21 protein-coding genes and 1 tRNA gene are annotated in these 26,256 nt (G+C 67.7%); 14 read left to right on the top strand and 8 right to left on the bottom strand.

What is annotated here, in order from left to right:
* Positions 1-57: 57 nt before the first annotated feature.
* Positions 58-960, top strand: coding sequence for a ZIP family metal transporter (locus BM144_RS04995; RefSeq protein WP_092950208.1), 903 nt, complete (start codon positions 58-60; stop codon positions 958-960).
* A gap of 166 nt (positions 961-1,126) precedes the next feature.
* Here BM144_RS04995 and BM144_RS04990 read toward each other — a convergent pair whose 3' ends face one another.
* Positions 1,127-2,560: an aldehyde dehydrogenase family protein gene (locus BM144_RS04990; protein ID WP_092950207.1), complete on the bottom strand. Its 1,434-nt coding sequence runs from the start codon at positions 2,558-2,560 to the stop codon at positions 1,127-1,129.
* A 40-nt stretch (positions 2,561-2,600) separates the two neighbouring features.
* Positions 2,601-3,323 carry a Crp/Fnr family transcriptional regulator gene (locus BM144_RS04985; protein ID WP_092950206.1) on the bottom strand — a complete coding sequence of 241 codons (723 nt, stop codon included), beginning with the start codon at positions 3,321-3,323 and terminating at the stop codon, positions 2,601-2,603.
* Between the two features lie 115 nt (positions 3,324-3,438).
* On the opposite strand from BM144_RS04985, the gene BM144_RS04980 reads away from it, so the two are divergent.
* On the top strand, positions 3,439-3,978 hold the full coding sequence (locus BM144_RS04980) for an Mpo1 family 2-hydroxy fatty acid dioxygenase (RefSeq protein ID WP_092950205.1): 540 nt from the start codon (positions 3,439-3,441) through the stop codon (positions 3,976-3,978).
* A gap of 6 nt (positions 3,979-3,984) precedes the next feature.
* Here BM144_RS04980 and BM144_RS04975 read toward each other — a convergent pair whose 3' ends face one another.
* Both BM144_RS04975 and BM144_RS04970 read right to left on the bottom strand, forming a co-directional pair.
* On the bottom strand, positions 3,985-5,457 hold the full coding sequence (locus BM144_RS04975; RefSeq protein ID WP_245783542.1) for a M20/M25/M40 family metallo-hydrolase: 1,473 nt from the start codon (positions 5,455-5,457) through the stop codon (positions 3,985-3,987).
* Positions 5,458-5,656: 199 nt separating this feature from the next.
* Positions 5,657-7,762, bottom strand: a complete 2,106-nt coding sequence (locus BM144_RS04970) for a sodium-translocating pyrophosphatase (protein ID WP_245783541.1) — start codon at positions 7,760-7,762, stop codon at positions 5,657-5,659.
* A 291-nt stretch (positions 7,763-8,053) separates the two neighbouring features.
* Between BM144_RS04970 and ppa the strand changes: the two genes are divergently transcribed.
* From ppa to BM144_RS04945, 5 genes are all read left to right on the top strand, one after another.
* Complete coding sequence (gene ppa / locus BM144_RS04965; RefSeq protein WP_092950204.1) at positions 8,054-8,590, top strand: inorganic diphosphatase; 537 nt, start codon at positions 8,054-8,056, stop codon at positions 8,588-8,590.
* A gap of 119 nt (positions 8,591-8,709) precedes the next feature.
* Positions 8,710-10,101 (top strand): HD-GYP domain-containing protein, encoded by a 1,392-nt coding sequence (locus BM144_RS04960; RefSeq protein ID WP_092950203.1) that lies wholly within the window; start codon positions 8,710-8,712, stop codon positions 10,099-10,101.
* Between the two features lie 130 nt (positions 10,102-10,231).
* Entirely contained in the window at positions 10,232-11,140 is a 909-nt protein-coding gene (imuA, locus tag BM144_RS04955) for a translesion DNA synthesis-associated protein ImuA (protein ID WP_139225646.1), read from the top strand.
* Complete coding sequence (locus tag BM144_RS04950) at positions 11,106-12,554, top strand: Y-family DNA polymerase (RefSeq protein ID WP_245783540.1); 1,449 nt, start codon at positions 11,106-11,108, stop codon at positions 12,552-12,554. Before imuA ends, BM144_RS04950 begins: the two co-directional genes overlap by 35 nt.
* A complete protein-coding gene (locus tag BM144_RS04945) occupies positions 12,551-15,853 on the top strand; it encodes an error-prone DNA polymerase (RefSeq protein ID WP_092950202.1) in 3,303 nt (1,100 codons plus the stop codon). Before BM144_RS04950 ends, BM144_RS04945 begins: the two co-directional genes overlap by 4 nt.
* A gap of 144 nt (positions 15,854-15,997) precedes the next feature.
* On the opposite strand, the gene BM144_RS04940 is transcribed toward BM144_RS04945, so the two are convergent.
* Positions 15,998-18,256 carry an AsmA family protein gene (locus BM144_RS04940; protein ID WP_175525954.1) on the bottom strand — a complete coding sequence of 753 codons (2,259 nt, stop codon included), beginning with the start codon at positions 18,254-18,256 and terminating at the stop codon, positions 15,998-16,000.
* A 344-nt stretch (positions 18,257-18,600) separates the two neighbouring features.
* Between BM144_RS04940 and BM144_RS04935 the strand changes: the two genes are divergently transcribed.
* Positions 18,601-19,521 (top strand): pseudouridine synthase, encoded by a 921-nt coding sequence (locus BM144_RS04935; protein WP_092950474.1) that lies wholly within the window; start codon positions 18,601-18,603, stop codon positions 19,519-19,521.
* Positions 19,522-19,533: 12 nt separating this feature from the next.
* Here BM144_RS04935 and BM144_RS04930 read toward each other — a convergent pair whose 3' ends face one another.
* Positions 19,534-20,091 carry a PaaI family thioesterase gene (locus tag BM144_RS04930; RefSeq protein WP_092950200.1) on the bottom strand — a complete coding sequence of 186 codons (558 nt, stop codon included), beginning with the start codon at positions 20,089-20,091 and terminating at the stop codon, positions 19,534-19,536.
* 58 nt (positions 20,092-20,149) lie between these two features.
* Between BM144_RS04930 and BM144_RS04925 the strand changes: the two genes are divergently transcribed.
* Positions 20,150-20,650, top strand: a complete 501-nt coding sequence (locus BM144_RS04925; protein ID WP_092950199.1) for a MarR family winged helix-turn-helix transcriptional regulator — start codon at positions 20,150-20,152, stop codon at positions 20,648-20,650.
* A 20-nt stretch (positions 20,651-20,670) separates the two neighbouring features.
* Positions 20,671-21,882 (top strand): multidrug effflux MFS transporter, encoded by a 1,212-nt coding sequence (locus BM144_RS04920; protein ID WP_092950198.1) that lies wholly within the window; start codon positions 20,671-20,673, stop codon positions 21,880-21,882.
* A gap of 28 nt (positions 21,883-21,910) precedes the next feature.
* Here the strand turns inward: BM144_RS04920 and BM144_RS04915 are convergent.
* Positions 21,911-21,984: transfer RNA gene (locus tag BM144_RS04915), tRNA-Gly, on the bottom strand.
* Positions 21,985-22,145: 161 nt separating this feature from the next.
* On the opposite strand from BM144_RS04915, the gene BM144_RS04910 reads away from it, so the two are divergent.
* From BM144_RS04910 to BM144_RS22615, 3 genes are all read left to right on the top strand, one after another.
* Entirely contained in the window at positions 22,146-23,552 is a 1,407-nt protein-coding gene (locus tag BM144_RS04910) for a phage integrase SAM-like domain-containing protein (RefSeq protein WP_092950197.1), read from the top strand.
* 281 nt (positions 23,553-23,833) lie between these two features.
* Positions 23,834-24,652: a hypothetical protein gene (locus BM144_RS04905; RefSeq protein ID WP_092950196.1), complete on the top strand. Its 819-nt coding sequence runs from the start codon at positions 23,834-23,836 to the stop codon at positions 24,650-24,652.
* Between the two features lie 10 nt (positions 24,653-24,662).
* On the top strand, positions 24,663-24,899 hold the full coding sequence (locus BM144_RS22615) for a hypothetical protein (protein ID WP_139225645.1): 237 nt from the start codon (positions 24,663-24,665) through the stop codon (positions 24,897-24,899).
* A gap of 116 nt (positions 24,900-25,015) precedes the next feature.
* Here the strand turns inward: BM144_RS22615 and BM144_RS22610 are convergent, their stop codons facing one another.
* Complete coding sequence (locus BM144_RS22610; RefSeq protein ID WP_139225644.1) at positions 25,016-25,294, bottom strand: site-specific DNA-methyltransferase; 279 nt, start codon at positions 25,292-25,294, stop codon at positions 25,016-25,018.
* Positions 25,295-25,654: 360 nt separating this feature from the next.
* Here BM144_RS22610 and BM144_RS22605 point away from each other — a divergent pair, with 360 nt between their 5' ends.
* Positions 25,655-26,221 (top strand): hypothetical protein, encoded by a 567-nt coding sequence (locus BM144_RS22605; RefSeq protein WP_139225643.1) that lies wholly within the window; start codon positions 25,655-25,657, stop codon positions 26,219-26,221.
* The last annotated feature ends 35 nt before the right edge of the window (positions 26,222-26,256 follow it).

Below are 26,256 nucleotides of genomic sequence, written 5' to 3'. Positions count from 1 at the left end.
ACGGCACCTTTGCGCACAGGAACCCTCGCCTTGAAACCCCCTCCGGAGCACCCGCCCATGCCTGCCCAGAACACGCTGTCGTTGCGCCGCCCCGGCTGGGGACTCCGCCGGTGGTTCGGCCTGGCCATCGCCCTGGCGGGGCTGGTGGTGCTGGGCCTGCAGTTCGCGCAGTTCTTGCAGGCCCATCCCCGCGTGGCGCTGGCATGGCAGGGCGGGCTGGTCGCGGCGCTGGCGACGGCGCTCGGCACGCTGCCGGTGGTGTTCTCGCAGCGCCTGTCGGAGCGCGTGCAGGACACGCTCTTCGGCTTCGGCGCGGGCGTGATGCTGGCGGCGTCTTCCTTCTCGCTGATCATTCCGGGGCTGGAGGCGGCCAAGGCCAACGGCGCGGGCGCCTGGGGCGCCGGCGGCATCATCGGCGGATCCATCCTGCTGGGCGGGCTCGCGCTGCTGGTCATGGAACGGCTGCTGCCGCACGAGCATTTCATCAAGGGCGTGGAGGGCGGCCCCTCGCCGCGCACGCTGCGCCGCACCTGGCTTTTCGTGTTCGCGATCGCGCTGCACAACCTCCCGGAAGGGCTGGCGATCGGCGTGGCCTACGGGGGGACCGATGCGCTGCAGGCGGGCACGCTCACGGCCGGCATCGCCATCCAGGACGTTCCCGAGGGCCTGGTGGTGGCCGTGGCGCTGCTGGCGGCCGGCTACCGGCGCTGGCTGGCGGTGGCGCTGGGCATGGCGTCGGGGCTGGTGGAGCCGCTGGGCGCCGTGCTGGGCGCGTCGATCATCGGCCTGTCGGCGGGGCTGCTGCCCTGGGGCCTGGGCTTTGCGGCCGGAGCGATGCTGTTCGTCATCAGCCACGAGATCATTCCCGAGTCGCACCGCAAGGGGCACGAGGCCTGGGCCACCGGCGGGCTCATGATCGGCTTCGTGCTCATGATGCTGCTCGATACCGCCCTGGGGTGACGCGGTCCAAGGGTTTTTGCCCCCATGCCGCCGATTCCATTGAATAGTTTGCTATCAATTAAATAGCAAATCCGGTGCCTTGCCGCACACGGGGACGGGCAGGGCTGCAACGGCCCGCCCCCATCCCGCGGGCAGCCGCCGTGCCGGGCCATCCGCGCACAGGCCTTCAGCCGTGCCGGATCGCCACGGTCTTGAGCGTGGTGAAACCGAGCAGCGCCTCCAGGCCCTTCTCGCGTCCGTGGCCGCTGGATTTCACGCCGCCGAAGGGCAGCTCCACGCCGCCCGCCGCGCCGTAGTTGTTGATGAACACCTGGCCGCTCGCGATGCGCCGGGCCATGCGGAACTGGCGCGCGCCGTCGCGCGTCCACACGCCCGCGACGAGGCCGAAGCGCGTGGCGTTGGCCAGTTGCACGGCCTGCTCCTCGCTCTCGAACGGCATCGCCGAGAGCACGGGGCCGAAGATCTCCTCCTGCGCCAGCGGATGATCGAACGGCACGTCGCGCAGCAGCGCGGGCGCCTGGTAGAAGCCCGACTGCGGGGCGCCTTCCACAACGGTGCCCTGCGCCATGAGCGGAATGCCGGCGATCTGCGCATCGGAGAGGAAATCCCACACCCGCTGCTGCTGGCTCTGGCGGATCAGCGGGCCCAGGTCCAGGTCCATCGCGGCCGGGCCCACGCGCAGGGCCTGGAACATCGCCGCCAGCCGCTCCAGCACGTTCTCGTAGATGAGCGAATCGATGAGCACGCGCGAGCCCGCCGAGCAGGTCTGCCCCGCGTTCTGCACGATGGCGTTGACCACCGCGGGCAGGGCCGCGTCCAGGTCGGCGTCGGCGAACAGGATCTGCGGGCTCTTGCCGCCCAGCTCCAGCGTGACCGGGCAGTGGCGCTCCGCGGCCGCCTGCTGGATCAGCGTGCCGATGCGCGGGCTGCCCGTGAAGCTGATGTGGTCGATGCCCGGGTGCCGCGCGAGCGCCTCGCCCACCTCGTGGCCGTAGCCCGTCACGATGTTGATCGCGCCCGCCGGAAAGCCAGCCTCGGCCGCGAGCCGGGCCACGCGCAGCAGCGAGAGGCAGGCGTCCTCGGACGGCTTGACCACGCAGACGTTGCCCGCCGCCAGAGCCCCGCCCACGCAGCGGCCGAAGATCTGCATGGGGTAGTTCCACGGCACGATGTGGCCCGTCACGCCGTGCGGTTCGCGCCAGGTGAGCACGCTGTAGCCGTCGGCGTAGGGGATCGTGTCGCCGTGCAGCTTGTCGCAGGCACCGGCATAGAACTCGAAGTACCGCGCCAGCGCCAGCGCATCGGCCCGCGCCTGCCGCGTGGGCTTGCCGCAGTCGCGCTGTTCGATGGCGGCCAGCTCGTCGGCATGGGCCGTGACCGACTGCGCGAGGCGCATCAGCAGCCGGCCGCGCTCGGCCGGGGCCAGCGTGCGCCACACGGTGTCGTGGCACCGCCGGGCCGCGCGCACGGCATCGTCGATGTCGCCGGCCGTGCCGCGCTGGATCTCGTCGTAGGGCTGGCCGTCGGAGGGGTCGATCACCGGCAGGGTGCGGCCGCCGGCAGACGGCACGGCGGCGTTGGCGATGTGGTGGTACTGCATGCGGCGCATTGTGCGGCAGGTGCCCGCCGCGGCGGGGTGCTCAGGCGCAGGCCGCGCGCAGGCCGGCCAGGTCCAGGATCTCGATGCCGCCGCGGTGCATGCGCAGCAGGCCGCGCGCCTGCAGGTCGCGCAGGATCTGGTTGGTGGTCTGGCGCGAGAGCGCGAGCATCAGCGCGAGCTGCTCCTGCGACAGCGCGATGCTGCGGCGCGAGCGCCCCTCGCCGGCCCATTGGCCGTAGCCCTCGGCCATGAGCACGAGCCGCCGCGCGAGGCGCTCGGGAGCGGGCAGCAGCGCCAGTTCCTCCAGCGCCACGAAGGCGGTGCGCAGCTTGTCGGTGAGCAGCAGCGCGAGCGCGTGCCAGTGCCCGGGGTGCGCGCCCAGCCAGGCCAGCAGCGGCGCCTGCGGCACCTGCAGCAGCAGCGTGCCGGGTTCGGCCGCATGGGCGTCGTGCGTGCGCGGCGCCCGGTCGAAGACGGCGATCTCGCCGAACCAGGCCGGCGGCTCCAGCCGCGTGAGCAGCGCCGCGCGCGCCTGCGGCTGCAGGCCGCCCACCCCCGAAATGTCGATCGCCCCGCGCACCACGGCGTAGAGGCCGCAGGGGGCATCTCCGCGCAGGAAGAGCGCTTCACCGGCCTGCAGGGCGCGCAGGTGGGCCATGGCGGCCAGTGCTCCGGCCAGGTCGGCGGGCAGCGTGGCGAACCAGCGGCCCGAGGAGAGCGTGGCGAGGTGGTCCGCGGCGACGGTGGTGGGCGTGGTGGGCATGGCGGGCGGGGAGCGGGCGGGTTGTGTCGGCTGGCCGACAGACAGCACCGCGCCGACTGCGGATTATTCGGCGCAGGCGCCCCGCCGCAGAGGGCCGCCGCCAAAGGAGACACCCATGAAAACCCTGATCGACCACCTCTCCCAATACGCCGACTACCACCGCGATCCGCGCAACATCCAGACCCATTTCGTCGGCGTGCCGATGATCATGCTGGCCGTCACGGTGCTGCTGTCGCGCCCCGCGTGGATGGCCGGCGGCCTGCTGCCGGTCTCGCCGGCCCTGGCGGCCGCTCTGGCGGCCAGCCTGTTCTACTTCCGGCTCGATGCGCGCTACGGCCTCGCGATGGCGGCGGTGCTGGCCGCCATGCTGGCCGTGGGCCAGTGGCTCGCCGCGCAGGCCACCGTGCTGTGGCTGGGCGCGGGCGTGGGGCTCTTCGTGGTGGGCTGGGTGATCCAGTTCGTGGGCCACTACTACGAAGGCCGCAAGCCCGCGTTCGTGGACGATCTCGTGGGCCTGATCGTCGGGCCGCTCTTCGTGGCCGCCGAGATCGGCTTCGCGCTCGGCCTGCGGCGCGAGGTGCAGGCCGCGGTCGATGCCCGCTCGGGGCCCGTGCGCCTCAACGCGCAGCGCCCGGGCCGCCCGGCCCGGGCCTGACGGCCTTCAGCGGCGCGGCGGGCGGCGCGCCAGCACCGGCTCGCTCGTGCCCTGCACGCCGACCAGCGCCAGCACCGTCACGAGGCCGGTCTGCGCGCCTTTCCAGGCATCGGTGGGGTCGAACCATTCGCCCAGCGCGTGGAAACCGCCGTTCTTGCCGCCGCTGCCCAGGATGATGGCCGGGATGCCCAGGCCCATGGGCACGTTGGCATCGGTGCTGGCCGCGCGCAGCGTGGGCTTGCCGCCGGACGCCAGCACCGAGGCGACGGCCGCCTGCACGATGGGCTGGTCCGCGGCGGTGGCGCCGGCGGGGCGGTCGCCGATCATCTTCGGCTCGGCCGTGATCTTCGCCGCGGCGTTCCAGCGGCGGTTCTCTTCCTCCACGCCGCGCTGGATGGCGGCCATGATGTCCTTCTCGGCCTGCAGCAGCGCGGGCAGGGCGTTGGAGCGGATGTCCACCGCCATCGTGGCGTCGCCCGCGATGGTGTTCACCGAGGTGCCACCGCCCACCTTGCCCACGGTGAAGGTGGTCCTGGGATCGGCCGGCACCTGCACGTCGCCGATGTGCGCGATGGCACGGCCCATCGCGTGGATGGCGCTGGGCACCTGGCCGAAGGCCGCGAAGCTGTGGCCGCCGGGCCCCTTGAAGGCCACTTCGTAGCGGTGGCTGCCCGTGCCCTGGTTGAGGATGCCGTCGCCCTCGCCGGGCTCCAGCCCGACCATGCCGTCGATGTCGGCATGGGTGCGGAAGAGCGCCTTCATGCCGCGCAGGTTGCCCAGCTCTTCCTCGCCCACGTTCGCCACGAAGACGATGTCGCCCACGGTGGCGAGCTTGCGTTCGTTGAGCGCCTTGAGCCACGAGAGCAGCACCGTCACGCCGCGCGTGTCGTCCGAGATGCCCGGCGCATACAGCTTGCCGCCTTCCTCGCGCACGGCGAGGTTCGTGCCTTCGGGGAACACCGTGTCCAGGTGGGCCGACACCACCAGCCGGGGCCCGTTGCCCGCGCCCTTGCGGATGCCGACGGCATTGCCTTCCTGGTCGATGGCGGCATCGGCCAGGCCCAGTTCCTTGAAGCGCTTCACCACGTATTCGGCGCGGCGCTGCTCCTTGAAGGGCGGCGCGGGGATCTGCACGAGGTGGCGCAGCTCTTCGACGGCGCGCGCGTGGTCGGTGCGCAGGTCGTCCAGCACCTGCTGCACGGCCGGGGCCGAGCGCACGGCCTGCAGGCTGCGCTGCACGGCCGGGCTCGCGGTGGGCTGCGCCGCCGAGGCAGCGGCAGCGGCAGGCGCAGCGCGCGTCTGCGTCTGTGTCTGTGTCTGTGTCTGTGTCTGTGCGGTGGCGGTGCCCGCCGCGAGGGCGCCGAGCGCCAGAGCCAGGCACCAGCCCGCCGGCCGGGCCCGCAAGGGGCGCGGCGCGGCGGCAGGCAAGGCTCTGAAGGTGGGAGGCGGGGGCAGGAACGCGGGCGCTTGCAGCGGCATCGGGGCAGCCTTTCTCGGAGAACGTACGGGGGGAGGTCCAGCAGGGCGCCAGGGCAGGGCCCGGGCGCCGGGCCACCTTAACGCATGCCGAGGTCCGTTCCGCGCCGGGTGCACCGGCAAAAATGGCTATGGCGCCCGTGCCCTCATGGCCGGGCGCTATCGATACCGGAGCGCCTGGGCTGCCCGGCGCCCGGCGGAATCAACCTCCGCCATGCAGCCGCGCCACCAGCGGAACGATCAGCAGCGCCACGATGTTGATGATCTTGATGAGCGGGTTCACGGCCGGGCCCGCGGTGTCCTTGTAGGGGTCGCCCACCGTGTCGCCCGTGACGGCGGCCTTGTGCGCATCGCTGCCCTTGCCGCCGTGGTGGCCGTCCTCGATGTATTTCTTGGCGTTGTCCCACGCGCCGCCGCCCGTGCACATGCTGATGGCCACGAAGAGGCCGGTGACGATGGTGCCCATGAGCAGCCCGCCCAGCGCGCGCGGCCCCAGGATCAGCCCCACGGCGATCGGCACGGCCACGGGCAGCAGGCTGGGCACCACCATCTCGCGGATGGCGGCGGCGGTGAGCATGTCCACCGCGCGGCCGTATTCGGGCTGGGCGCGGCCTTCCATGATGCCGGCGATGGTGGCGAACTGCCGGCGCACCTCGACCACCACCGCGCCCGCCGCGCGCCCCACGGCCTCCATCGCCATGGCGCCGAACAGGTAGGGCACCAGCCCGCCGATGAACAGCCCCACGATGACCATCGGGTCGGAGAGGTCGAAGCGCAGCGCCTGCCCCTGCGCGCCGAGCTGGTGGGTGTAGTCGGCGAACAGCACCAGCGCCGCGAGGCCGGCCGATCCGATGGCATAGCCCTTGGTGACGGCCTTGGTGGTGTTGCCCACGGCATCGAGCGGATCGGTCACGGCGCGCACGGCGGCCGGCAGCTCGGCCATCTCGGCGATGCCGCCGGCGTTGTCGGTGATGGGGCCATAGGCGTCCAGCGCCACCACGATGCCCGCCATGCTGAGCATGGCCGTCGCCGCCACGGCCACGCCGTAGAGCCCCGCGAGGGTGTATGAGACCACGATGGCCGCGCAGACGAACACCACCGGCCAGGCCGTGGAGCGCATCGACACGCCCAGCCCCGCGATGATGTTCGTGCCGTGCCCCGTGGTGGACGCCTGGGCGATGTGGCGCACCGGCGCGTACTGCGTGCCCGTGTAGTACTCGGTGATCCAGACCAGCGCGGCCGTGAGCACCAGGCCGGTGGCGCAGGCGCCGAAGAGCCGCCAGGTGCTGCCGTGCACGGCGATGGAGGCATCGGGCACCAGCCAGAAGGTCACCAGCCCGAACGCGGCCAGCGACAGCCCGCCCGCCACGGCCAGGCCCCGGTAGAGCGCGGGCATCACGTTGGTCATGCCGGGCGATGCCTTCACGAAGGCGCAGCCGACGATCGACGCCAGGATCGACACGCCGCCCAGCGCCAGCGGATACACCACCGCCACGCCCGGCGAGAAGCCCACCAGCGCGCCCAGCACCATCGTCGCGATCAGCGTCACGGCATAGGTCTCGAACAGGTCGGCCGCCATGCCGGCGCAGTCGCCCACGTTGTCGCCCACGTTGTCGGCGATCACGGCCGGGTTGCGGGGGTCGTCCTCGGGAATGCCGGCCTCCACCTTGCCCACGAGGTCGGCGCCCACGTCGGCGCCCTTGGTGAAGATGCCGCCGCCCAGCCGCGCGAAGATCGAGATCAGCGACGCGCCGAACGCGAAGCCGATGAGCGGGTGCAACTGCGCCGGCAGGCTCTGCGCACTGCCGCCGCCCGGCCCCGCGCCCAGCAGGAAGGCGCTGAAGCCCGCCACGCCCAGCAGCCCCAGGCCCACCACCAGCATGCCGGTGATCGCGCCGCCGCGGAACGCCACCTTCAAGGCCGGGCCGATGCCCAGCGCGGCCGCCTGCGCGGTGCGCACGTTGGCCCGCACCGACACGTTCATGCCGATGAAGCCGCACGCGCCCGAGAGCACCGCGCCCAGCACGAAGCCGGCTGCCGTGCGCAGGTCCAGGAAGATGCCGATGAGCACGGCCAGCACGGCGCCGGCCACGGCGATGGTGCGGTACTGCCGCGCGAGGTAGGCCGCCGCGCCGGCCTGGATCGCCGCGGCGATGGCCTGCATGCGTTCGCTGCCGGCGTCCTGCGCAAGGATCCAGCCGCGCGCCCAGAGGCCGTAGGCCACCGCGATCGCGCCGCAGGCGAGCGCCAGCCAGAGGGCCGGGCCCAGGGCGCCGGAGAAGGGGGAAAGGAAGGAAGATGCAGCCACGTTCGTCGTCTCCTGTCAGGGGGATGCACGGAAGGAAACACGCAACGCATCGCGGGAGTGTTTCCGCTGCGTTGCTTCCTCGTGCCCATCGGCCCGCGAAGGCGGGTGGAGACGATTGGCCAACCGCCGCAATGTACGCCCGCGGGCGCCGCGCCGCAAGCCGCCGCGGCCGCGGCCGCGGGCCGGCGCAGGGCCCCGGGCCCGCCGCTCTAGAATGCGCCACCTGCGGCCCGGCCGGCACGGCTGGCGCGCTCCCCGCATCCTTTGCATTCCCATCCCTCCATTTCAACCATGTCCCTGAACAACGTCACCCCCGGCAAGAAGCTTCCCGAAACCTTCAACGTGGTCATCGAGATCCCTGCGGAATCCGACCCGATCAAGTACGAGGTGGACAAGGAGTCCGGCGCGGTCTTCGTGGACCGTTTCCTGACGACGGCCATGTACTACCCCTGCAACTACGGCTACGTGCCCCAGACGCTGTCCGGCGACGGCGACCCGGTCGATGTGCTGGTGATCACCCCGTACCCCCTGCACCCCGGCGTGGTCGTGCCCTGCCGCGCGCTCGGCATCCTGAAGATGGAAGACGAAGCCGGCGTGGACGGCAAGGTGCTGGCCGTGCCCACCACCAAGATCCTCAAGATGTACGAAGGCTGGAAGACCGTGGACGACGTGAACCCTGTGCGCCTGAAGGCCATCAGCCACTTCTTCGAGCACTACAAGGACCTGGAAGAAGGCAAGTGGGTCAAGGTGCTGGGCTGGGAAGGCGTCGAGGCCGCCCACAAGGAAATCACCGACGGCGTGGAGAGCTACAAGAACTCGCAGGGCTGATCGGCCCGCCCGGGCGGCGCCCCACGCGCTGCCTTCGCCAGAAAAAGCCTGCCGGCTGTGCGCCCGCAGGCTTTTTCTTTGCCGGCGGGGCCTGCGGCGGCCCGTATATTCAGAGGCGCATGAACGACCACGACCGACGCAATCCCCACGCACCGCCCGCGATGTCGGCGGCGGCCGCGCAGCAGGCCCTGGCCGATGCGCAGGCGCTGGCCCAGGACGGCACGCACTACCTGCGCAGCGTGACCGACATGGCCGAGCACTGCCCGGTCGTCACCCAGGACGCCATCTACACCGACAGCGGCATCAAGCTCGTCGAGAAGGGCGTGCGCATCGACAGCCGCCTCTACGACCGCCTGGTGCAGCACAAGCTGCGCGATCCGATCGACGGCCTGCTGGGCACCGAACACACCGTGGACCTGCCCGCGCTCGAGGCGGCGGCGCTCGCGCAGTGCGGCAGCGAGCAGGAGGGCGGCGGACTGGGCGCCCTCCTGGCGCGGGCGCACGGCGGGCCGGAGCCGCTCATCGCGCCGCTGCGCGGCATGGTGCTGCCCGCGCCGATGGCCTTCAAGCTCACGGTGATGCGCGAGCAGCGCCGCGAACTCTTCGACCACAGCGTGCGCATGATGCTGCTGTCGGTCCACCTGGCCCTGGGCAGCGGCTTCGGCGCGCGCGATGCCTCGCTGCTGGCGGTGGCCGCGCTGCTGCACGACATCGGGGTGATGCACATGGACCCGGTGTGGAACGACCCCGAGCACAAGGTCACGGGCCCCGACCGCAAGCACCTCGTCGCGCACCCCATCACCGCCACGCTGCTGCTGCGCGCGCAGGGCGCTTTTCCACCGGCGGTCGAAGCCGCCGTGCTGGAACACCACGAGCGCATGGACGGCACGGGCTACCCGCGCGGGCTGCGGGGACCGGACATCTCGCCCATGGGGCAGATCCTGATGCTGTCGGAGGTGGCGACCGCCTTCTTCGAGAAATACAGCGCGCTGGCCGCGCAGCGGCTCTCGCTCAGCCTGCGGCTCAACCACCGCAAGTTCGCCCCCCACCTGGCGGCGCTGCTGCAGCCCCTGCTGGCCGACGGCCCGGGCGCCGCGGTGGCGCTGTCGCCCCCACGGGAAGAAGCGGGCCGGATGCTGGCCACCCTGGGCGGGGCGTTCGACCGCTGGGCCGAACTGCGGGCCGGCGTGCCCGCGGACCTGCTGGCGGGCGACAGCCGGCACCCGGGCGCCTTCGTGGAGCAACGCCTGCAGGCCCTGCAGCAGTCGCTGGTCGAGGCCGGCGCGCACCCCCGCCAGGAAAGCGAGATCGCCGTGCATTTGCAGGGCGATCCGCAGGGCGCCTCGGAACTGGCGCTGGTCCGCGGCGAAGCGCTCTGGCAACTGGGCAGCATCGTCCATGCCACGCAGCGCCGCTGGCCCCGGCTGAGCGGCAATGCGCCCATCGATGCGGCCGAAGCGGCGGTGGCCGCCTGGTGCGCCCACTGCGCAGGGCTTCTGGCGGCGGCCTGACGGCCCGGTCGCGGCGCTGCGCCGCGCAACCCCCCGGACCGGTCCTGCGGCATGGAATCGGGCAACCGTCCTGCAGTGATTCCAGGAGGGTGCTGTATATTTAAACAGTATCTTCTTCTGGCTGGACTCCATGGCTGCCCTTCAATCGCACGCGCTTTCGTCCGCCCCGCCGGCCCGGGCGCTTTCCCTGGCCGCACGGGCGGCGGGGGTGGAGGTGCCCGGCGTGTGGCGCGGCGCTTCGCTGGGCGGCGGACCGGGCGGGCAGGGCGCGGCGCGGGTGCAGCCGTCGGGGCATGCGGTGCTCGATGCGCAGTTGCCCGGCGGCGGCTGGCCGCAAGGGGCGCTGTCGGAAGTGCTGCTTCCCGATCGCGGCCGCCATGAATGGCCCCTGGTGCTGCCGGCATTGGCCGGGGCGGCCGCGCGGCGGGCCGGGCAGGTGGTGCTGGTGGCGCCGCCGCACGAGCCCTTCGTGCCCGTGCTGCATGCGGCGGGTCTGCGGGCCGGCCGGCTGTGCTGGGTGGCGCCGCCCGCCGATGCGCGCAATGCCGCGGCCGCCTGGGCCTGCGAGCAGGCGCTGCGCTGCCGCGACGTGCTGGCCGTGCTCGCGTGGCTGCCCCGCGCGCAGCCCGAGATGCTGCGGCGGCTGCAGCTGGCCGCGGCCCAGCGGGGCGCGTTGCTCTGGGTGTTCCGTGCCGAGGCGCAGCGGCAACAGGCCTCGCCCGCGCCGCTGCGGCTGTGGGTGCAGCCGGCGCAGGACGGTGCCGCGGCCCTGCAGGTGCACATCGTCAAGCGCCGCGGGGCGCCGCTGCTGGAGCCGGTGGTGCTGCCCGCGCACGGCGCGGCCCTGGAATCTGCCCTGGCCGCGGCGCGCAGCGCCAAGGAGCGGCGCTGGGCCGCCTGGGCCGCGTGGATGGCGGCGCCCCAGCGGCCCGGCGCCCGGGCCAGGGCGCTGGCGGCCTCTTTGCTTTCTTCATCCGCGCCCGGTGTGGCGCCGGAGCCCCGCGATGCACTGGGTCGCGCTGCCGTCGCCGCACGCTGACGAGGTCTTGCCGCCGGGCGTGCCCGCGGCGGCGGCCGGATGGTGGGCCCTGCGCTTCACGCCCCGCGTGGCGCTGCTGGACGAGGCCGTGCTGCTGGAAGTGGCCGGCACCGAGCGCCTCTGGGGCGGCCGGGCGCACCTGCTGGCGCTGCTGCGCGAGCACCATGCGAGCGCCGGCCCGGGGCCGGGCCGCGATGGCGCGCCCGGCACCCCGTCCGGCGGCGGCCGGCCGCTGGCCGAGGCGCCCACCGCCCTGCAGGCGCTGGCCTTGCTGCGGCTGCAGCAGGCGGGCCGCGCCGTGCCCCGCCGCGTGCCGCACGGGCTGCCGCTGGCCACCCTCACGGCGCTGCGGCCCCATGCCGCCAGCCTGGAGCGCATGGGCTGCCGCACCTGGGCGGCCGTGCGCGCGCTGCCGCGCGACGGCGCCGCGCGGCGGTTCGGCGCCGAGCCGCTGCGGGCGCTGGACCAGGCCTGGGGCGATGTGCCGCATCCCGTGCCCTGGCTCGAATTGCCCGAGCGCTTCGAGATGCGCGCCGAACTGCCCGCGCTCGCCACCTCGGCCGAACAACTGCTCTGGACCGCGGGCCGTCTGCTCGGCGCACTGCGCGGCTGGCTGCAGGCACGCCACCAGGGCGTGCTGGCGCTGGAGCTGGAGTGGCGCCACGACCTGCGCCGCATCGATGGCGTGGACCTGCCGGCCAGCGGCCAGCTCGCCGTGCGCACGGCCGAGGCCACGCAGGACCTGGTCCACCTGCGCCGGCTGCTGTCGGAGCGGCTGGCCCGCCAGCCGCTGGCGGCGCCGGTCAACCACCTCACGCTGCGGGCGACCGACACGGCCAGCCTGCCGCAGGCCAGCGAAAGCCTCCTGCCGCCGTCCGGCATGCCGGGCGAGGCGGGCAGCTCCGGCGAGGGGCCGGGCGCGGCGGGAGAAAGCTGGCACCAGTGGGTGGAGCGGCTTTCTGCCCGGTGGGGGCCCGAGCAGGTGCGCGTGCCGGTGCTGCAGGCCGACCACCGCCCCGAGCGCATGCAGCGCTGGGAGGCGGCGGCCGGGCAGGGCACCCAGGCGCCGGCGCCCGCGCGCGCCCGTGCGGCCCGCGGCGGCGCTCCCGCGGCGCCGCCGCCCGCCGAAGCTGCCGGCACGGCCGCCGATGCCGCGTTCTGGCCCGGCTGGCTGGTGCACCCCCCCCGCCCGCTGGGCCTGCAGGGCGACCGCCCCTGCCTGCAGGGGGGGCCGCTGCGGTTCCTGGCGGGGCCGCACCGCTTCGACGGCGGCTGGTGGGAGGCGTCCGGGGAGCGGCGCGAGTATTTCGTGGCCGACAACCCCGTGGTGGGCACGGTCTGGATCTACCGGCAATGGCAGGGGGATCGCGCCACCGGCCGCTTCCACTGGTTCTGGCACGGGGTGTACGCATGAGGGGCCGCGAGGCGGCCGCGCCGCCGCCCGGTGCGCGGGGCGCAGGGGCCGCCGATGGCCAGGGTCAGGGTCAGGGCCAGGGCCGCGGTGAAGGAGAAGGCCCGGCATCCGCCACCGGCCGGCTGCCCGCGTACGCCGAACTGCACTGCCTCAGCAATTTCAGCTTCCAGCGCGGCGCATCGCACCCCGCGGAACTGGTGGAGCGTGCCGCCGAACTCGGCTACGCGGCGCTCGCGCTCACCGACGAATGCTCGGTGGCCGGCGTGGTGCGCGCGCACACGGCGGCGCGCCGGCGCGGGCTGCGCTTCATCGCGGGCAGCGAATTCGCCTGCGGCGGCGTGCGCCTCGTGGCACTGGCGCGCAACGAAGCGGGCTGGGGCAACCTGTGCGAATTCATCAGCGATGCGCGGCGCATCGCGCCCAAGGGCGAGTACCGCGTGCATGCGGGCAGCGACTTCTCGCGCCTGCGCGGCTGCGAGGTGCTCGTCGCGCCGCGCAGGGATCATCTGGATGCTATTGATTCTGTAGCAATCAATTCAATGTTGTCGGCGGCATGCGGCCTGTTGGAGCCCCATGGCCTGCGCCCCTGGCTGGCGGTGGAGCTGCACATGGCGCCCGACGACGCGCTCTGGCTCGGTGCGCTGGAGCAGGCGGGCGCGGCCCTGGGCCTGCGGCTCGTGGCGGCCGGCGACGTGCACATGCACGTGCGGCAGCGCAAGCCGCTGCAGGACGTGGTCACCGCCGTGCGCCTGGGCCGGCCGGTGGCCGAGTGCGGCTTCGCCCTGCAGCCCAACGCCGAACGCCGCCTGCGCGCGCGCATGCACCTGGCCTCGCTCTACCCGCCCACGTTGCTCGCGGCCACGCTGGAGGTGGCGCAGCGCTGCACCTTCAGCCTGGACGAGATCCGCTACCGCTACCCGCGCGAGAACGTGCCCGAGGGCATGACGGCGGGCGAGGCCCTGGCGGCCTATACCGAGGCCGGTGCGCGGCAGCGCTACCCCGGGGGCGTGCCGGACGACGTGCGCACGCAGATCGCCAAGGAGCTGGACCTCATCGCGCACTGCCGCTACGAGATGTACTTCCTCACCGTGCACGACATCGTGCGGCACGCGCGCCGGCTCGGCATCCTCTGCCAGGGCCGGGGCTCGGCGGCCAATTCGGCGGTGTGCTTCTGCCTCGGCATCACGGCCGTGGACCCCACCAAGACCCGGCTGCTCTTCGAGCGCTTCATCAGCCGGGAGCGCGACGAGCCGCCCGACATCGACGTGGATTTCGAGCACGACCGGCGCGAGGAGGTCATCCAGTACATCTACGGCAAATACGGCCGGGAGCGCGCGGCCATCGCGGCCGTGGTCATCTGCTACCGCACGCGCAGCGCGCTGCGCGACGTGGGCAAGGCCCTGGGCGTGGCGCCCGCCGTCGTCGATGCCTTCGCCAAGGACCACCACTGGTTCGACGAAGCCATCGCCACCGAGCGCCTGCAGGAACTCGCCGCCGGCCTGGGCGCGCCGATCGCCGCGCACACGGCCGCGCTGTGGCTGGAGCTGGCCGACGACCTGCGCGGCTTTCCGCGGCACCTGAGCCAGCACGTGGGCGGCTTCGTGCTCACCGAAGGCAAGCTCACGCGGCTCGTGCCGGTGGAGCCGGCCAGCATGGACGGCCGCTCCATCATCCAGTGGGACAAGGACGACCTGGAGGACATGCGCCTCATGAAGGTGGACGTGCTGGCCCTGGGCATGCTGAGCGCGCTGCGCCGCGCGCTCGACCTGCGCTGCGCGCTGCGCGGCGAGGCCTGGGACCTGGCCGCCATCCCGCGCGAGGACCCCGCCACCTACGAGATGATCTGCGCGGCCGACACCGTGGGCGTGTTCCAGATCGAGAGCCGTGCGCAGATGAGCATGCTGCCGCGCCTGAAGCCCCGCGAGCTGTACGACCTGGTGGTGGAGGTCGCCATCGTGCGGCCCGGGCCGATCCAGGGCGGCATGGTGCACCCGTACCTGCAGGCGCGCGAGCGGCGGGTGCGGGGCGGGGAACTCGTGCTGGAGCACGAGGACCTGCGGCCGGCGCTCGAACGCACGCTGGGCGTGCCGATCTTCCAGGAGCAGGTGATGCAGATCGCCATGATCGCGGCCGATTTCACGCCGGGCATGGCCGACGACCTGCGCCGCTCCATGGCCGCGTGGAAGCGGCGCGGTGGCGTGCACCGCTTCGAGCAGGCATTGATGGAGGGCATGAAGAACAACAAGTATTCCGAGGATTTCGCCCAACGCATCTACCAGCAGATGCTGGGCTTCGGCGAATACGGCTTCCCCGAAAGCCATGCCTACAGCTTCGCGCTGCTGGCCTATGCGAGCAGCTGGTTCAAGCGCCACGAGCCGGCGTGCTTCCTCGCGGCGCTGCTCAACTCGCAGCCCATGGGCTTCTACACGCCCTCGCAGCTCGTGCAGGATGCGCGCCGCCACGGGCTGCGCGTGCGGCCCGTCGATGTGGTGCACAGCGACCGGGACAGCACGCTCGAAGGCCCGGCCGAGCCCCTGCCCGCCGGAGGGCTGCCGCAGCCCGCGGTGCGCCTGGGGCTGCGCCTGGTCGCCGGCTTCGGGGAGCCGGCGGCCGAGCGGCTCGTGCGCGCCCGGGCGCAGCAGCCCTTCGCCGATGCGCAGGACCTGGCCCTGCGCGCGCGCCTGGACCGGCAGGACCTGCAGGCCCTGGCCGCGGCCGATGCGCTGCGGTCGCTGTCCGGCCACCGGCGCCAGCAGATGTGGGACGCGGCCGCCCAGCGCCGCGCGCCGGCGCTGCTGCGCGATGCGCCCGTGCACGAAGCGCCCCTGGCGCTGCCCGAGGCGCCCGAGGGCGAGGAGATCGTCTTCGACTACGCCGCCACCGGCCTCACGCTGCGCCGCCACCCGATGGCGCTGCTGCGCGAGCGCATGGCGGGCTGGCGCATCCTGGGCGCGCAGGCGCTGCAGGCCGTGCCCCACGGCCGCCGCGTGCGCGCCTGCGGCATCGTCACCGTGCGCCAGCGGCCGGGATCGGCCAAGGGCACGATGTTCGTCACGCTGGAGGACGAGACCGGCACGGTGAACGTCATCGTCTGGCCTGCGCTCGTCGAGCAGTGGCGCAACCCGCTGCTGCGCTCGCGCCTGCTGGCCGTCGAAGGGCTCTGGCAATGCCACCGCCCGGACGGCGCCGAGCCGGGCGGGGCCGTGGTACGGCACCTCGTGCTGCAGCGCTGCAGGGATCTGACACCGCTGCTCGGGCGGCTGGCGCCCGCGCTGGAAGGCAGCCGGGATTTCCATTGAGAGCGGCCAGCGGAGCCATGGCGGACGACCAGGCAAGCCCGGCACGGCACGGGAGGGAAGGTCAGGACGGCATTGGGAGGCTTTTTGCCTCCATGCCGCTGATTCCATTCAATAGTTTGCTATCTTTTTTGTAGTGAATCGCTTTCAGCGGGCGGCGGATGCCGCGCGGGCCGGGGCCGATGCCGCCGGCTTGGGTGCCGCCCCTGCCTTGCCGGCCTGCACGTTGCGATCGGCGCGCGCCATGATCGTGGCGCAGTTCTCGTCGTCCTCGGCGGCCGGCACGGTCACCGGCACCAGGGCCAGCGCCACGGGGGCCACGGCCACGGCTGCCACGGCAGCGCCTGCGCGCAGCAGCAGCGGGCCGGCTTCCAGCCCCACCTTCGGGTCGGCGAAATGGCCGCGCACATAGAGCGGCGTGCGCAGCGAGAAGAACTTCAGCTTCAGCGACTCGGGCTTGATGTAGAGGTCCATGTATTCGCGGCCCAGGTCGATGGTGCCAACGGCCTCCACCACGGCTTCTTCGGTGTTGAGCTTCACCGAGCGCGTCTGGGCGATGCCGTCCTTGATGCCGAAATCCGCCACCGCGCAGCGCAGCTGCACTTCCTTGTTCTCGCCGAAGAGCTTGGCCACCACCACGCTGCCCACGTTGAGCGCCGCCAGGTCCAGCATCTGCTTGCTGAAGCGCCCGTCGCGGATGTAGACGCGCGCCTCGCCGTTGCTGGTGCCCAGCATCTTCGCGATCGAATTGCCGTTGCCGTTCACGGCCATGGCGCCGTCGAGCCGGCCGAAGCTCTTTTCCATCAGGTCCACCTTCGGGAAGAGGGCGGACAGGCGCAGGCCTTCCACGGTGCCGCGCAATTGCGCCTTGAGCGGCTCGGCGCGGCCGTCGAGCACCACGTTGGAGTCGATCTTGCCCTGCGCCACGCCGAAGCGCAGCGGCGCCAGCGTGAGCTGGGCGTTGTCCAGTTTCGCGTGCACGTCGAGGTTCTCGATGGGCAGGCTCTCGTCGCGCACGATGCGCTCGCCCTTGAACTTCAGGTCCATGTCCATCGCGTTCCAGCGGTCGGTGGCGAAGGCGTTGTCAGGCAGCACCTTGCCGGCGCGCTGGGACGTGCCTTTCTCCTGGGGACGATCGCCCGAAGGGGCGCCCACCACGGGCCCCAGGTCGGCCAGCCGCAACTGGCGCGAGGCCATCTCGCCGGTGAGGCGCGGGCGCGGCTGCGCCGAGGTGTAGGTGAGCTGGCCGCGCAGGTCGCTCTGGCCCACGGTGCCCATGAAATCGCGGTAGTCCCACACGGCGCGGCCGGGCTCCAGGCTGCCCACGAGGCGGCCCTTGGTGCGGAAGGGCGGCGTGTTGGGCAGCACCAGCCCGGTCAGCGGGTACAGGTCGGCCATGCTCTCGGCCTGCAGCAGCACCTGCATGTCCATGCCGGCGAACGCCGCGGGGTTGGAGAGCGTGCCCTCGACCTCGGCGCGCACCGTGCCGGCCCGGGCCTTGAACTGCAGCGGGTACTGCACCTCCTTCTGCCGCAGCGAGAGCACATGGCCCGCCTGCCCGTTGCCTTCGATGCGCGCCTTGGCGTAGCGGCCGCGCACGTCGAAGCGCACGCCGTAGGGGCCGGGGTCGTCCACGGTGGCGAGGTGCGCCACGAATGCCAGGTCCTTGGCGGCATCGGCCAGGGCCAGCCGGCCTTCCCGCACCACTACGCGGTCGACATCCACCGTCCACGGGTTGGGGCTCGGCTCACCGCCATCGGAGGCGGGGCGGTCGAACGTCCAGTTGTTGCTGCCGTCGGCGCGGCGTGCCAGGGCCACGTCGGGCGTCTCGACCGACAGCGTGCCGATCGATACGTGCCGTGCCAGCAGCGGCAGCAGGCTCAGCGAGGCGCTGGCCCGGCCCACCGAGGCCATCGCCGGCGGCACGCTGCCGGCCGGTGCATTGCCGGCAGCGGTCGCGTCCGGCCCGCTGGCGGCTGCGGCAGGCGCCGAGGCGCGTGCGGAAGGTGCGGATCCCGCGGAGGCAATCGCCGGTGCGGAGGCTCCGGAGGCCGGCGCGGAAGCCGCCGCGGTGCGGCGCTCCACCACGCGCGCATCGGCGTTGTCCGCCTCCATGCCCACGGCGCCGTAACGGCCGAAATCGGCGCGGTTGCCCAGCACGAGCCGGTCGGCCTGCACCGTCAGCCCTGGCACCCAGCGCCGCCAGCCGGTTTCCATCTCCACCGGCTGCGGCCAGTGCCACCGCGCCGACAGATCGCCCTCGATGGCGAAATGCCGCCCCGTCGCGGCGCTCACGCGCTCGTTGATCCAGGGCTTCGCGCGGTTCCAGTCGAAGGTGAGCAGCACGATGAGGGCGATCACCAGCACGGCCAGCAACGTGCCCAAAATGCCCAGCAGCCAGGGCATGGCGCGGCCCTGCCCGAGCCGCGCGGCGCGGGGTCCGCGGCGGCGCGGCGGCGGGAGGGTGGAATCGGTAGAGGAGGGTGGAGAGGCGTGCTGTGGGCGCATGTCGGTAGGGGTGTGGCGGACGGAGCCTGTGGCTGCCATGCTAGTGCGCCCCCGCGCACCCCGGCGACGGCAGGAATCCCAAGAGTCGCGCGCCCGTGTCCTACAGGTTTTCGGTGGCCTCGCAGGGGCTGGCGGCCGGTGCGGCAGGGCGCCCGCCCGCATCCGCGCGCGTTTTCGGCTCGGCAGGCGGGTCGGCCGGGCTGTGCGGCGGCCTTCCGGCGATCGCCCTCCTAGAATTTCGCATGCACAACTCCCACGATCCGCGCGTCCTGCCCACGCGCGACGGCGTCAGCCCCAGCTGCGTGGTCACGCCCAGCCAGAGCCTGGGCCACCGCCTGCTCATCGATTTCCTTGCGGAGCGGCTGTCGGTGGTGGGCCGGGCGGACTGGGCGTCGCGCATGGAGCGCGGCGAGGTGGTGGACGAACACGCGCGCGTGCTGGGCTCCGGGCACGCGTTCGAGCCCGGCCTGCGGATCTATTACTACCGCGAGCTGGAGAGCGAAGCCGCCATCCCTTTCGAGGAATCGGTGATCTACCAGGACGAGCACCTGCTCGTGGCCGACAAGCCCCATTTCCTGCCGGTGGTGCCCACGGGCCGCTACCTGCAGCACACGCTGCTCGTGCGGCTCAAGCGCCGCCTGGGCCTGCCCGAGCTGTCGCCGGTGCACCGCATCGACCGCGACACCGCGGGCCTGGTGCTGTTCTCGGTGCAGCGCGCCACGCGGGGCCGCTACCAGGCGCTGTTCCGCGACCGCGTGGTGGACAAGACCTACGAGGCCATCGCGCCATGGCGCGCGGACATCGCCTTTCCACGCGAACACGCGAGCCGGATCGAGGAAAGCCCACAGTTCTTCCGCATGCACGAAGTGCCCGGCGAGCCCAACACCCTCACGCGCATGGAACTGCTCGAGGTGGCGGGCGCCTGGGCCCGCTACCGCCTCTCGCCCGTGACGGGCAAGCGCCACCAGCTGCGCGTGCACATGGCCGCGCTGGGATTGCCGCTGCGCGGCGATGCGTTCTATCCCGAAGTGAACGATCCGCCCGAGGGCGATTTCTCGCGGCCGCTGCAACTGCTCGCGCGGGCCATCGCCTTCACTGATCCGGTGACGGGGCGGGCGGTGTCGTTCGAGAGCGCGAGGCGGCTGGAGCTTCCGGCGGCCTGACCGAAGGCGAACTCAGGCCTGCGCGTGGGCCGTCCTGGCGATGGCGGGATGGTCGAAGACGAGGCAGGTCGTGGTCGCATGGGCGTACAGCTTGCCGTCCGGACCGACGATGCGGCCTTCGGCCGTGGCCACCTGGCGCCCCGCGTGGATCACCTTGCCTTCGGCGCGCACGAGCGGCACGTCCTCGTTGAGCGACCGCACCATGTTCACCTTGAGTTCCAGCGTGGTGTAGCCCTTGCCCGCGGGTAGGGTGGAGTGGATGGCGCAGCCCACGGCCGAGTCGAGCAGGGTGGCGAACCAGCCGCCATGCACCGTGCCCAGGGGGTTGTAGTGGCGGCGCTGCGGGCGCCCCTGGAACACGGCTTCTCCGGGCGCCATGCGGATCGGAACGAAGTCCAGCGTGTCTCCGATCGGGGCAGGCGGCAGTTCGCCCGCGAAGATCGCCTCGAAGACTTGCATGCCGGACCGGCCGGCGACCTGTTCCGGGGACGCCGCATCGGGCGCCCTCAACCGTGACCGCACGGTGGCCTCGTCTTCTTTCCAACGCGCGATGACCTGATCGACCGTCATGGGCAGCTCCTTCCTGGATAAACTTGTATATGCAATAATTGTATATACAATATATCAGATGAAAAGCGCTATCCAACCGCAGGGCTGCACCAACCTGAAGCTGCGCCAGCTCGGCCGCATGGTGGCGCGGCATTACGACCACTACATTGCCGAGGCCGGCTTGAAGAACACCCAGTACGCCCTGCTGTCGCACGTCGTCAAGCTCGGCCCCATCCGGCCGGGAGATCTGGCCAGGCGCATGCAGATGGATGCTTCGACGCTGACGCGCAACCTGCAGCCCCTGGCTGCGCAGGGATGGCTGACGGTGGGCGCGGGGGACGACGCGCGCAGCCGGCGGGTCGAAGCGACGCCCGCGGGTATCGAGAAGCGCGCGGAGGGACAACGCGCATGGAAGGCGGCGCAGACGGCACTGAACGCGCGGCTGGGCGCACAAACCGTTGCCGCATTGCATGCATTGCTGGACGCCTGTATGCAAAGCCTCGATGGCGACCTGGACAGCCCCGCCGAAAACGATGCCGATCCGCAGGGCGGTGCTTCCGGCAAGCGCCGTTCGGGCTAGCCACCATGGAGTCGCCAGGAATGCACAAGCACATCCCTTCGTCGGCAGGCCCCGGGGAACCGGGCGCCGCGCGGGAGTTCCGTGGCGAGTTGCTGCTCCTGCTCGCCGGCCTGGCAGCGCTGGGAGCACTCGCCACCAACATCATCCTGCCGGCCTTTCCCGCCATGGCGACCGATCTGGGCACGTCGGTGAAGGGACTGAGCGCCACGCTGGGGAGCTTCTTCGTGGCCTTCGCCGTGGGGCAGTTGTTCGTCGGCCCGCTGTCCGACCGGTTCGGTCGCCGATGGCTGGTGCTGTGCGGCCTTCTCGTCTTCCTGGCGGGCACCTGGGTCTGCGCGCTGTCGGCCAGCCTGTCCCAGCTCATCGTCGGGCGCGTCGTGCAGGCCCTGGGCGTGTGCGTCACCTCGGTGCTTTCGCGGGCCATCGCCCGGGACCTGTTCGATGGGGAGGCGCTGGCGCGCGCACTGTCGCTCATGATGGTCGCGATGGCAGCGGCACCCGGCTTCTCGCCGCTGCTGGGTGGCGCATTCAACAGTTGGCTGGGCTGGCGGGCGACCTTCGGGGTCGTCGGCACGTTCGCGGTAGCGCTGGGCATCCATTACCTGCTGCGCCTCGGCGAGACGCACCCTGCCAACCGCCGCGCGTCGCTCTCTCTGCCGGCCGTGGCGCGAACCTACGGGCAACTGCTGGCGGATCGCCGGTTCATCGCGCCCGCGCTCTCGGTGAGCCTCGTCATCGGTTCTCTGTACATGTTCTTCGCGATGGCGCCGGCGCTCCTGATGGAAGGGTTCGGCTTTTCGCCCTTCGGGCTGGCGCTGTTCTTCGCATCCACCGTTTTCGTGGTGTTCGGCGCCGGCCTCCTGGCGCCGCGGCTGGCACGGCGGTGGGGCGTCCGGCGGGCGGCGATGGCGGGCATTGCCATCGCGCTCGCGGGGAGCCTCGCCCTGTGGCTTGGACGGGAGGATGTCTACCGTTTCTCGGCCGCGCTGACCGTGTTCCTGGTGGGGATGGGCCTCATCAACCCGCTGGGCACAGCCATCGCCTTGCAGCCCTTCGGGCAGCAGGCCGGGGCAGCCTCGGCGTTGCTCGGTTTTCTGCAGATGGGCTGCGCGGCCCTGGCGATCGGGGTGGTCTCGACGCTGGCGGTGCCCGCCTATCTGGCCTTCTGCCTCGTCATGGCGGGGAGCCTGGCGCTGTCCTGGCTGGCGTTTGCGCTATCGGCCGTCCGCTGACCGCCTGGCGATCGAGGGCTGGGGAAATTGGAGCGGGTGAAGGGAATCGAACCCTCGTATGAAGCTTGGGAAGCTGCCGTTCTACCATTGAACTACACCCGCACTCTAAGTCATTGATTTACAAGGACTTTTTTCTTTCGTGAACTACACCAGTGTGTCACTTAGGCGTGTCAGTTGGCGTAGTTCAGAGGGCGAGATCTTACCACTCTACAGAGTGAGAACTGACCTGTTCTTGGTGGGTCATTTCACATAGTGGCGGATCGATGACATACGGCAGGTTGCTGGAAAAGCGCAAAAATGGTATCTACTACTTCCGTCAGGTCTATGAGGCCAACGGTAAGCAAGTATCCAAACGGTTCAGTTTGAGAACCACTGACATTAAAGTAGCTCGTTTTTTGGCGCTTCAATTTAAAGCCAGAATTGAAATGATTGACTATAAAAACATCAAAAAATTCAATATTGAATATGATGAGCGAGGAAACATTAAGTCAGTCACGGCCAACGAAGGTGAGGATTCCAGGAATCTTGTTGAATTTATGACGATGCAGGAGCTTCATAAAGCTGAAGCTCACAAGCGGGATCTTGAAAAGCTCAGGATGCAACAAGAGCTTCTTGACAAAGACGTTGCTGCACGCAGGCAACAAGAATACCTCAATAGCCCAGAAGGCCAGGAAAAGGCGGCTTTGTATGAAAGGCTTCAAAACAAATTGAAGCCCAAAGGTGAGGCTCAGATCGATCAGCTTACTCCACTGAAGGAGAGCTACATCAATGAACTGACCACCACCGAAAACACCAAATATAAATACAGCAGCTTCATCTCCAAATTTATTGAATACTGCACTCGTCATGCGGTTTATGAGCTTGGCAGCGTGGACAGGAAACTCATTTATTCTTACCTGCTCTACTTGCGCAAAGAAGAAGGTAAATCGGATAATACGATCAAAAACATTTTTGGCACGCTTTCCACTTTCTTCAACCATCTCATTCAAGTCGGAGAGACAACTGCCAGCAATCCTTTTGTTGGGCACAAACTCAATGTTGAGGAAAGCGAAAGAGAGCCCTTCACCAATGATGATCTTCAAAAGATTTTCTCTTGCGAAGAGTTGCAGAAAAATCAAAAGTTGCTGTTCATCTGTCTGCTGCTTTTAACTAGTGGCGCAAGACCCAATGAAATCTGCCAGCTTTGGACTGATGACATTGTTGTAGGTGAGGCAATCACCACTATTCGGATCACTGAGAACGAAGGCCGCAATCAGTCGCTAAAAACCAAAAGCAGTGATCGGGTAATTTATTTGAACTCACTTCTTGAGCGGTTCGGTTTTCTTGAGTATTTGAATTTAAGAGGGCTGGGGATGCTTTTTGATTTGAAAAAACCAGCCAAAAAGACTTATTCCACATTTATTAGCGAAGACTTCACGAAGATTCTTCGCTCACTGAGAATTGAGAAGAAGACTATGTACTGCTTCCGTCATACAGCCATCAATCGTATGAAGCAGCACAAGGTTATTCAGGCCATCAATGAAGACTTGGTGGGACACGAGGGTAAAGGTACGAATGCCACAATTTATTCACAACAGTACGCACCAGAAATTTTGAAAGAAGAAACGGAAAAAATTCTTCAGTACAAAGATGTGCCATTTTTCAAAGATGCAGATGAAGCCTTGGATTAAGTCGGTTCATACTGAGGAAATTTCCTGAATTTAATAACAATTACAAGGGTATATGAGTTGGTGTAACAACTGCGGTAGATTTGCCGCGGAGCCTACGGTCCAATCAGAAGGGATACAGGGAGCTAGAACGGTACAGATATGAAGACACGACCTACTATGAAGTGTGTGGCTGATGTCATCAGAGAACCGATCTGACGGGTGGCATCTACGATAATGGCGAGTGGATGTGTGGCGGCTGCATAGCTCGCTATGCAAAGTTCTAATTCAAGTGAGTACGCGGCGTGGGAATTTTCAGCGGCATCAAGAAGAAGCTTGGCTTGGAAAAGCAGGAGTTTTTTCGGCGCTGGCCTGCTTCTGAGCTTGAGGATAAGAAGCTCTACCTAGAGAACAAGCCTCCCGACGAATTCACCCTTGAAGACCACTACATGATGGCTGAGTGGGTAATTCAACGGTACCTGCCTGAAGGTGAAGACCCGACACCTGAACACTGGGCTAAAACCATAGGTGACATTAGGCAAAAGATTGACCTAAATCTACATAAGGCTGCTGCCGGTAAACTGGTCAAAACTGAGCCCGTCCGAGTTGAGACCTACGCACTATCCAAAGAAGACTTCTTGAGGGATGTGGTTCCCACATTTTCAAGGTATGGACTCTTGCCTGATCCATTTCTGAAGGATGGGCAAGGCAGGGAGTTATGGACGGTGCTGTTTGAATTCACTCAGCCGTATTCCTACAAGCATGGTGAAGCAAAAGACGCCTTGATGCTCTTCTGTGACACCTACCTGGCTGAGAAGCTGGTGCAGGACCTGGGAAGAACCTACACAGCGATATGTAAGGCACGGCTTGAAGGTTCAGCCAAGATGAAGGTGGTTTGCTCTGGCAAGCAGTGTCCAGCTTGCGTGGCTTTGGATGGGCAGAAGCTGACTGTTGAAGAACTGCTTGCCTCCTTCAAGAATGGGGTTCCTATATTTCCTCATCTCCTGCATGACGAAGATGAAGTGAGTTGGTGTCCTGCACCCTACCTCTCACCAGAACTCGCACTTAGGGACGGCGATGATCCTGAGTTCCATGCAGTGCTGATGAATATTCTTGAGAAGTAGAAGGCAGACAATGAAAAAGCAAATTGAAATCTATGTCAGAAACAGTGGCAGTAGAAATCTCTTGATGTTGCATGTTCCTGAGAACATGAAGGAACGACTCATTGAAGGCATAAGAAATGGTAGCTTTGAAACCAAAGATGCCAGCATTCACCTGGAGCTATCGGTTCTCAATGAGTGGAGGGATTCTGAAAATCCTGAGCATGTGAGGCTTGAAGTAAATGAAATCACTGCTAACTACGAAGATTGAAAATCATCTTTTGCATTAAAATCGTACAAAGCCAACCAACGCAAAGAGAAAAGCACCCAATGGGGTGATTTTATATTCTATTTTATTTATTGTTCTTTCGTTCATTTGACCCCCAGTCATATTTTCTGGATTTTTGTTTTAGGTGTGTGCTTCGTCCCTAGCAAAGGCTTGAGCCACTGGTAGTAGCTGCCAATGTGCTCCCAACGATCCTGAAAGTCGTTGCCCCAAGCTTGTTTAGTGCTGACGATCTGGCCTTTAGTCTTTGTGAGCTTCGCGCCGTCAGCAATGCCGTAAGGCGGATCGGTGAGAACGAGGTCAACGAAGTCTGAGGGAACGCCTGCCAATCCAATTTTCCCGTCGAGATTGTGCAAATAGTTTTGCTCTGAAATATTCATGATGAATTCCTTTGTTTTTTTTAAGTCATGTAATTAACCCTCCTAAAAGTGGCCTATCCACTATTCGGCAATTGATGGGTGATCGCTGTATAGGTTGTATTGTGTGTTTGTTAAAGAAAATCGTACAGCCACGCAAAGGTGAGAGCCCAACGTTTGGCGTAGGCAATAAAAAAGCACCCGTAGGTGCTTAAAAAAGTAGTGCTGCGATTGACATTCAAAAAACGTTTGCTAATTTAATGATGAGCAGAAACTTATCCCCCATATTTTCTTTCGCTTACTAGGCAGAATCTTGATAGGGCTGCTTTTTTATTGACTGTTGACTTGCTGCTTGTATCCTCTATATTAATAAAGGAGGTGCATATGAATGAGGGAATAATAAAAAGAACGGTTGATGCAATTAAATTGATCCGAGAGCAGGCTAAAGAAAACGCTTGCGAGAAAAGCCTCGCGAAAATAGATAGCTTCGACACTCGCTCAGATATCATATATCAAGACGAATTAATTCATCGTACAATAAAGCAAAAGCAGAGAGAGTATGACCATTGGAAGAATGAGCAGGGGTTGTCCGACGATTCAAGAGAGTGGGAATTTGATAAGCAATTCATGAAGAAGATTCTGGAGCAATCTTCGTTGAATGTAGAGCCTGTCAATCAAGATACTTTCGTCAACCCAGCAATGGGCTCGAAGGCGTTGGGGAGGGAGGCTGCTGACAAGCTCTACTGGAGCGAAATGGAAGCTTTAGAAGAGATGACTCGTGAGAGAAAAAGGCGTGAGAAAGAAGGCGGTTGGTCAGGCTGGGATCAATTAAGAGAGCATGAGATCCAAGGTAGGTTGGAGCGAAGGGCTATGCTTATTGGATGCTTTGAATATCTACACAACTTAAAGAATAAGCCCTTGAAAAGAGGCGGTATGCAAAACAAGAAATAAAGCACTTTATCGTGCTTTTGTTGTATGGATTTCTT

Origin of the sequence: Paracidovorax konjaci (genome assembly GCF_900112675.1) — a bacterium.
In the GTDB taxonomy this organism is placed as follows: Bacteria; Pseudomonadota; Gammaproteobacteria; order Burkholderiales; family Burkholderiaceae_C; genus Paracidovorax; species Paracidovorax konjaci.
Note: the sequence above shows the minus strand (reverse complement) of the source record. Positions and strands in the feature narration are given on the sequence as shown.

Coding starts and splice junctions, on each gene's coding strand:
- BM144_RS04910 (WP_092950197.1), top strand. CDS start 22,146: ATGACATACGGCAGGTTGCTGGAAAAGCGCAAAAATGGTATCTACTAC.
- BM144_RS04925 (WP_092950199.1), top strand. CDS start 20,150: ATGAAAAGCGCTATCCAACCGCAGGGCTGCACCAACCTGAAGCTGCGC.
- BM144_RS22615 (WP_139225645.1), top strand. CDS start 24,663: ATGAAAAAGCAAATTGAAATCTATGTCAGAAACAGTGGCAGTAGAAAT.
- BM144_RS04975 (WP_245783542.1), bottom strand. CDS start 5,457: ATGCCGCTGCAAGCGCCCGCGTTCCTGCCCCCGCCTCCCACCTTCAGA.
- BM144_RS04985 (WP_092950206.1), bottom strand. CDS start 3,323: ATGCCCACCACGCCCACCACCGTCGCCGCGGACCACCTCGCCACGCTC.
- BM144_RS04945 (WP_092950202.1), top strand. CDS start 12,551: ATGAGGGGCCGCGAGGCGGCCGCGCCGCCGCCCGGTGCGCGGGGCGCA.
- ppa (WP_092950204.1), top strand. CDS start 8,054: ATGTCCCTGAACAACGTCACCCCCGGCAAGAAGCTTCCCGAAACCTTC.
- BM144_RS04935 (WP_092950474.1), top strand. CDS start 18,601: ATGCACAACTCCCACGATCCGCGCGTCCTGCCCACGCGCGACGGCGTC.
- BM144_RS04960 (WP_092950203.1), top strand. CDS start 8,710: ATGAACGACCACGACCGACGCAATCCCCACGCACCGCCCGCGATGTCG.
- BM144_RS22605 (WP_139225643.1), top strand. CDS start 25,655: ATGAATGAGGGAATAATAAAAAGAACGGTTGATGCAATTAAATTGATC.
- BM144_RS04930 (WP_092950200.1), bottom strand. CDS start 20,091: ATGACGGTCGATCAGGTCATCGCGCGTTGGAAAGAAGACGAGGCCACC.
- BM144_RS22610 (WP_139225644.1), bottom strand. CDS start 25,294: ATGAATATTTCAGAGCAAAACTATTTGCACAATCTCGACGGGAAAATT.
- imuA (WP_139225646.1), top strand. CDS start 10,232: ATGGCTGCCCTTCAATCGCACGCGCTTTCGTCCGCCCCGCCGGCCCGG.
- BM144_RS04995 (WP_092950208.1), top strand. CDS start 58: ATGCCTGCCCAGAACACGCTGTCGTTGCGCCGCCCCGGCTGGGGACTC.
- BM144_RS04990 (WP_092950207.1), bottom strand. CDS start 2,560: ATGCAGTACCACCACATCGCCAACGCCGCCGTGCCGTCTGCCGGCGGC.
- BM144_RS04940 (WP_175525954.1), bottom strand. CDS start 18,256: ATGCCCTGGCTGCTGGGCATTTTGGGCACGTTGCTGGCCGTGCTGGTG.
- BM144_RS04950 (WP_245783540.1), top strand. CDS start 11,106: ATGCACTGGGTCGCGCTGCCGTCGCCGCACGCTGACGAGGTCTTGCCG.
- BM144_RS04920 (WP_092950198.1), top strand. CDS start 20,671: ATGCACAAGCACATCCCTTCGTCGGCAGGCCCCGGGGAACCGGGCGCC.
- BM144_RS04980 (WP_092950205.1), top strand. CDS start 3,439: ATGAAAACCCTGATCGACCACCTCTCCCAATACGCCGACTACCACCGC.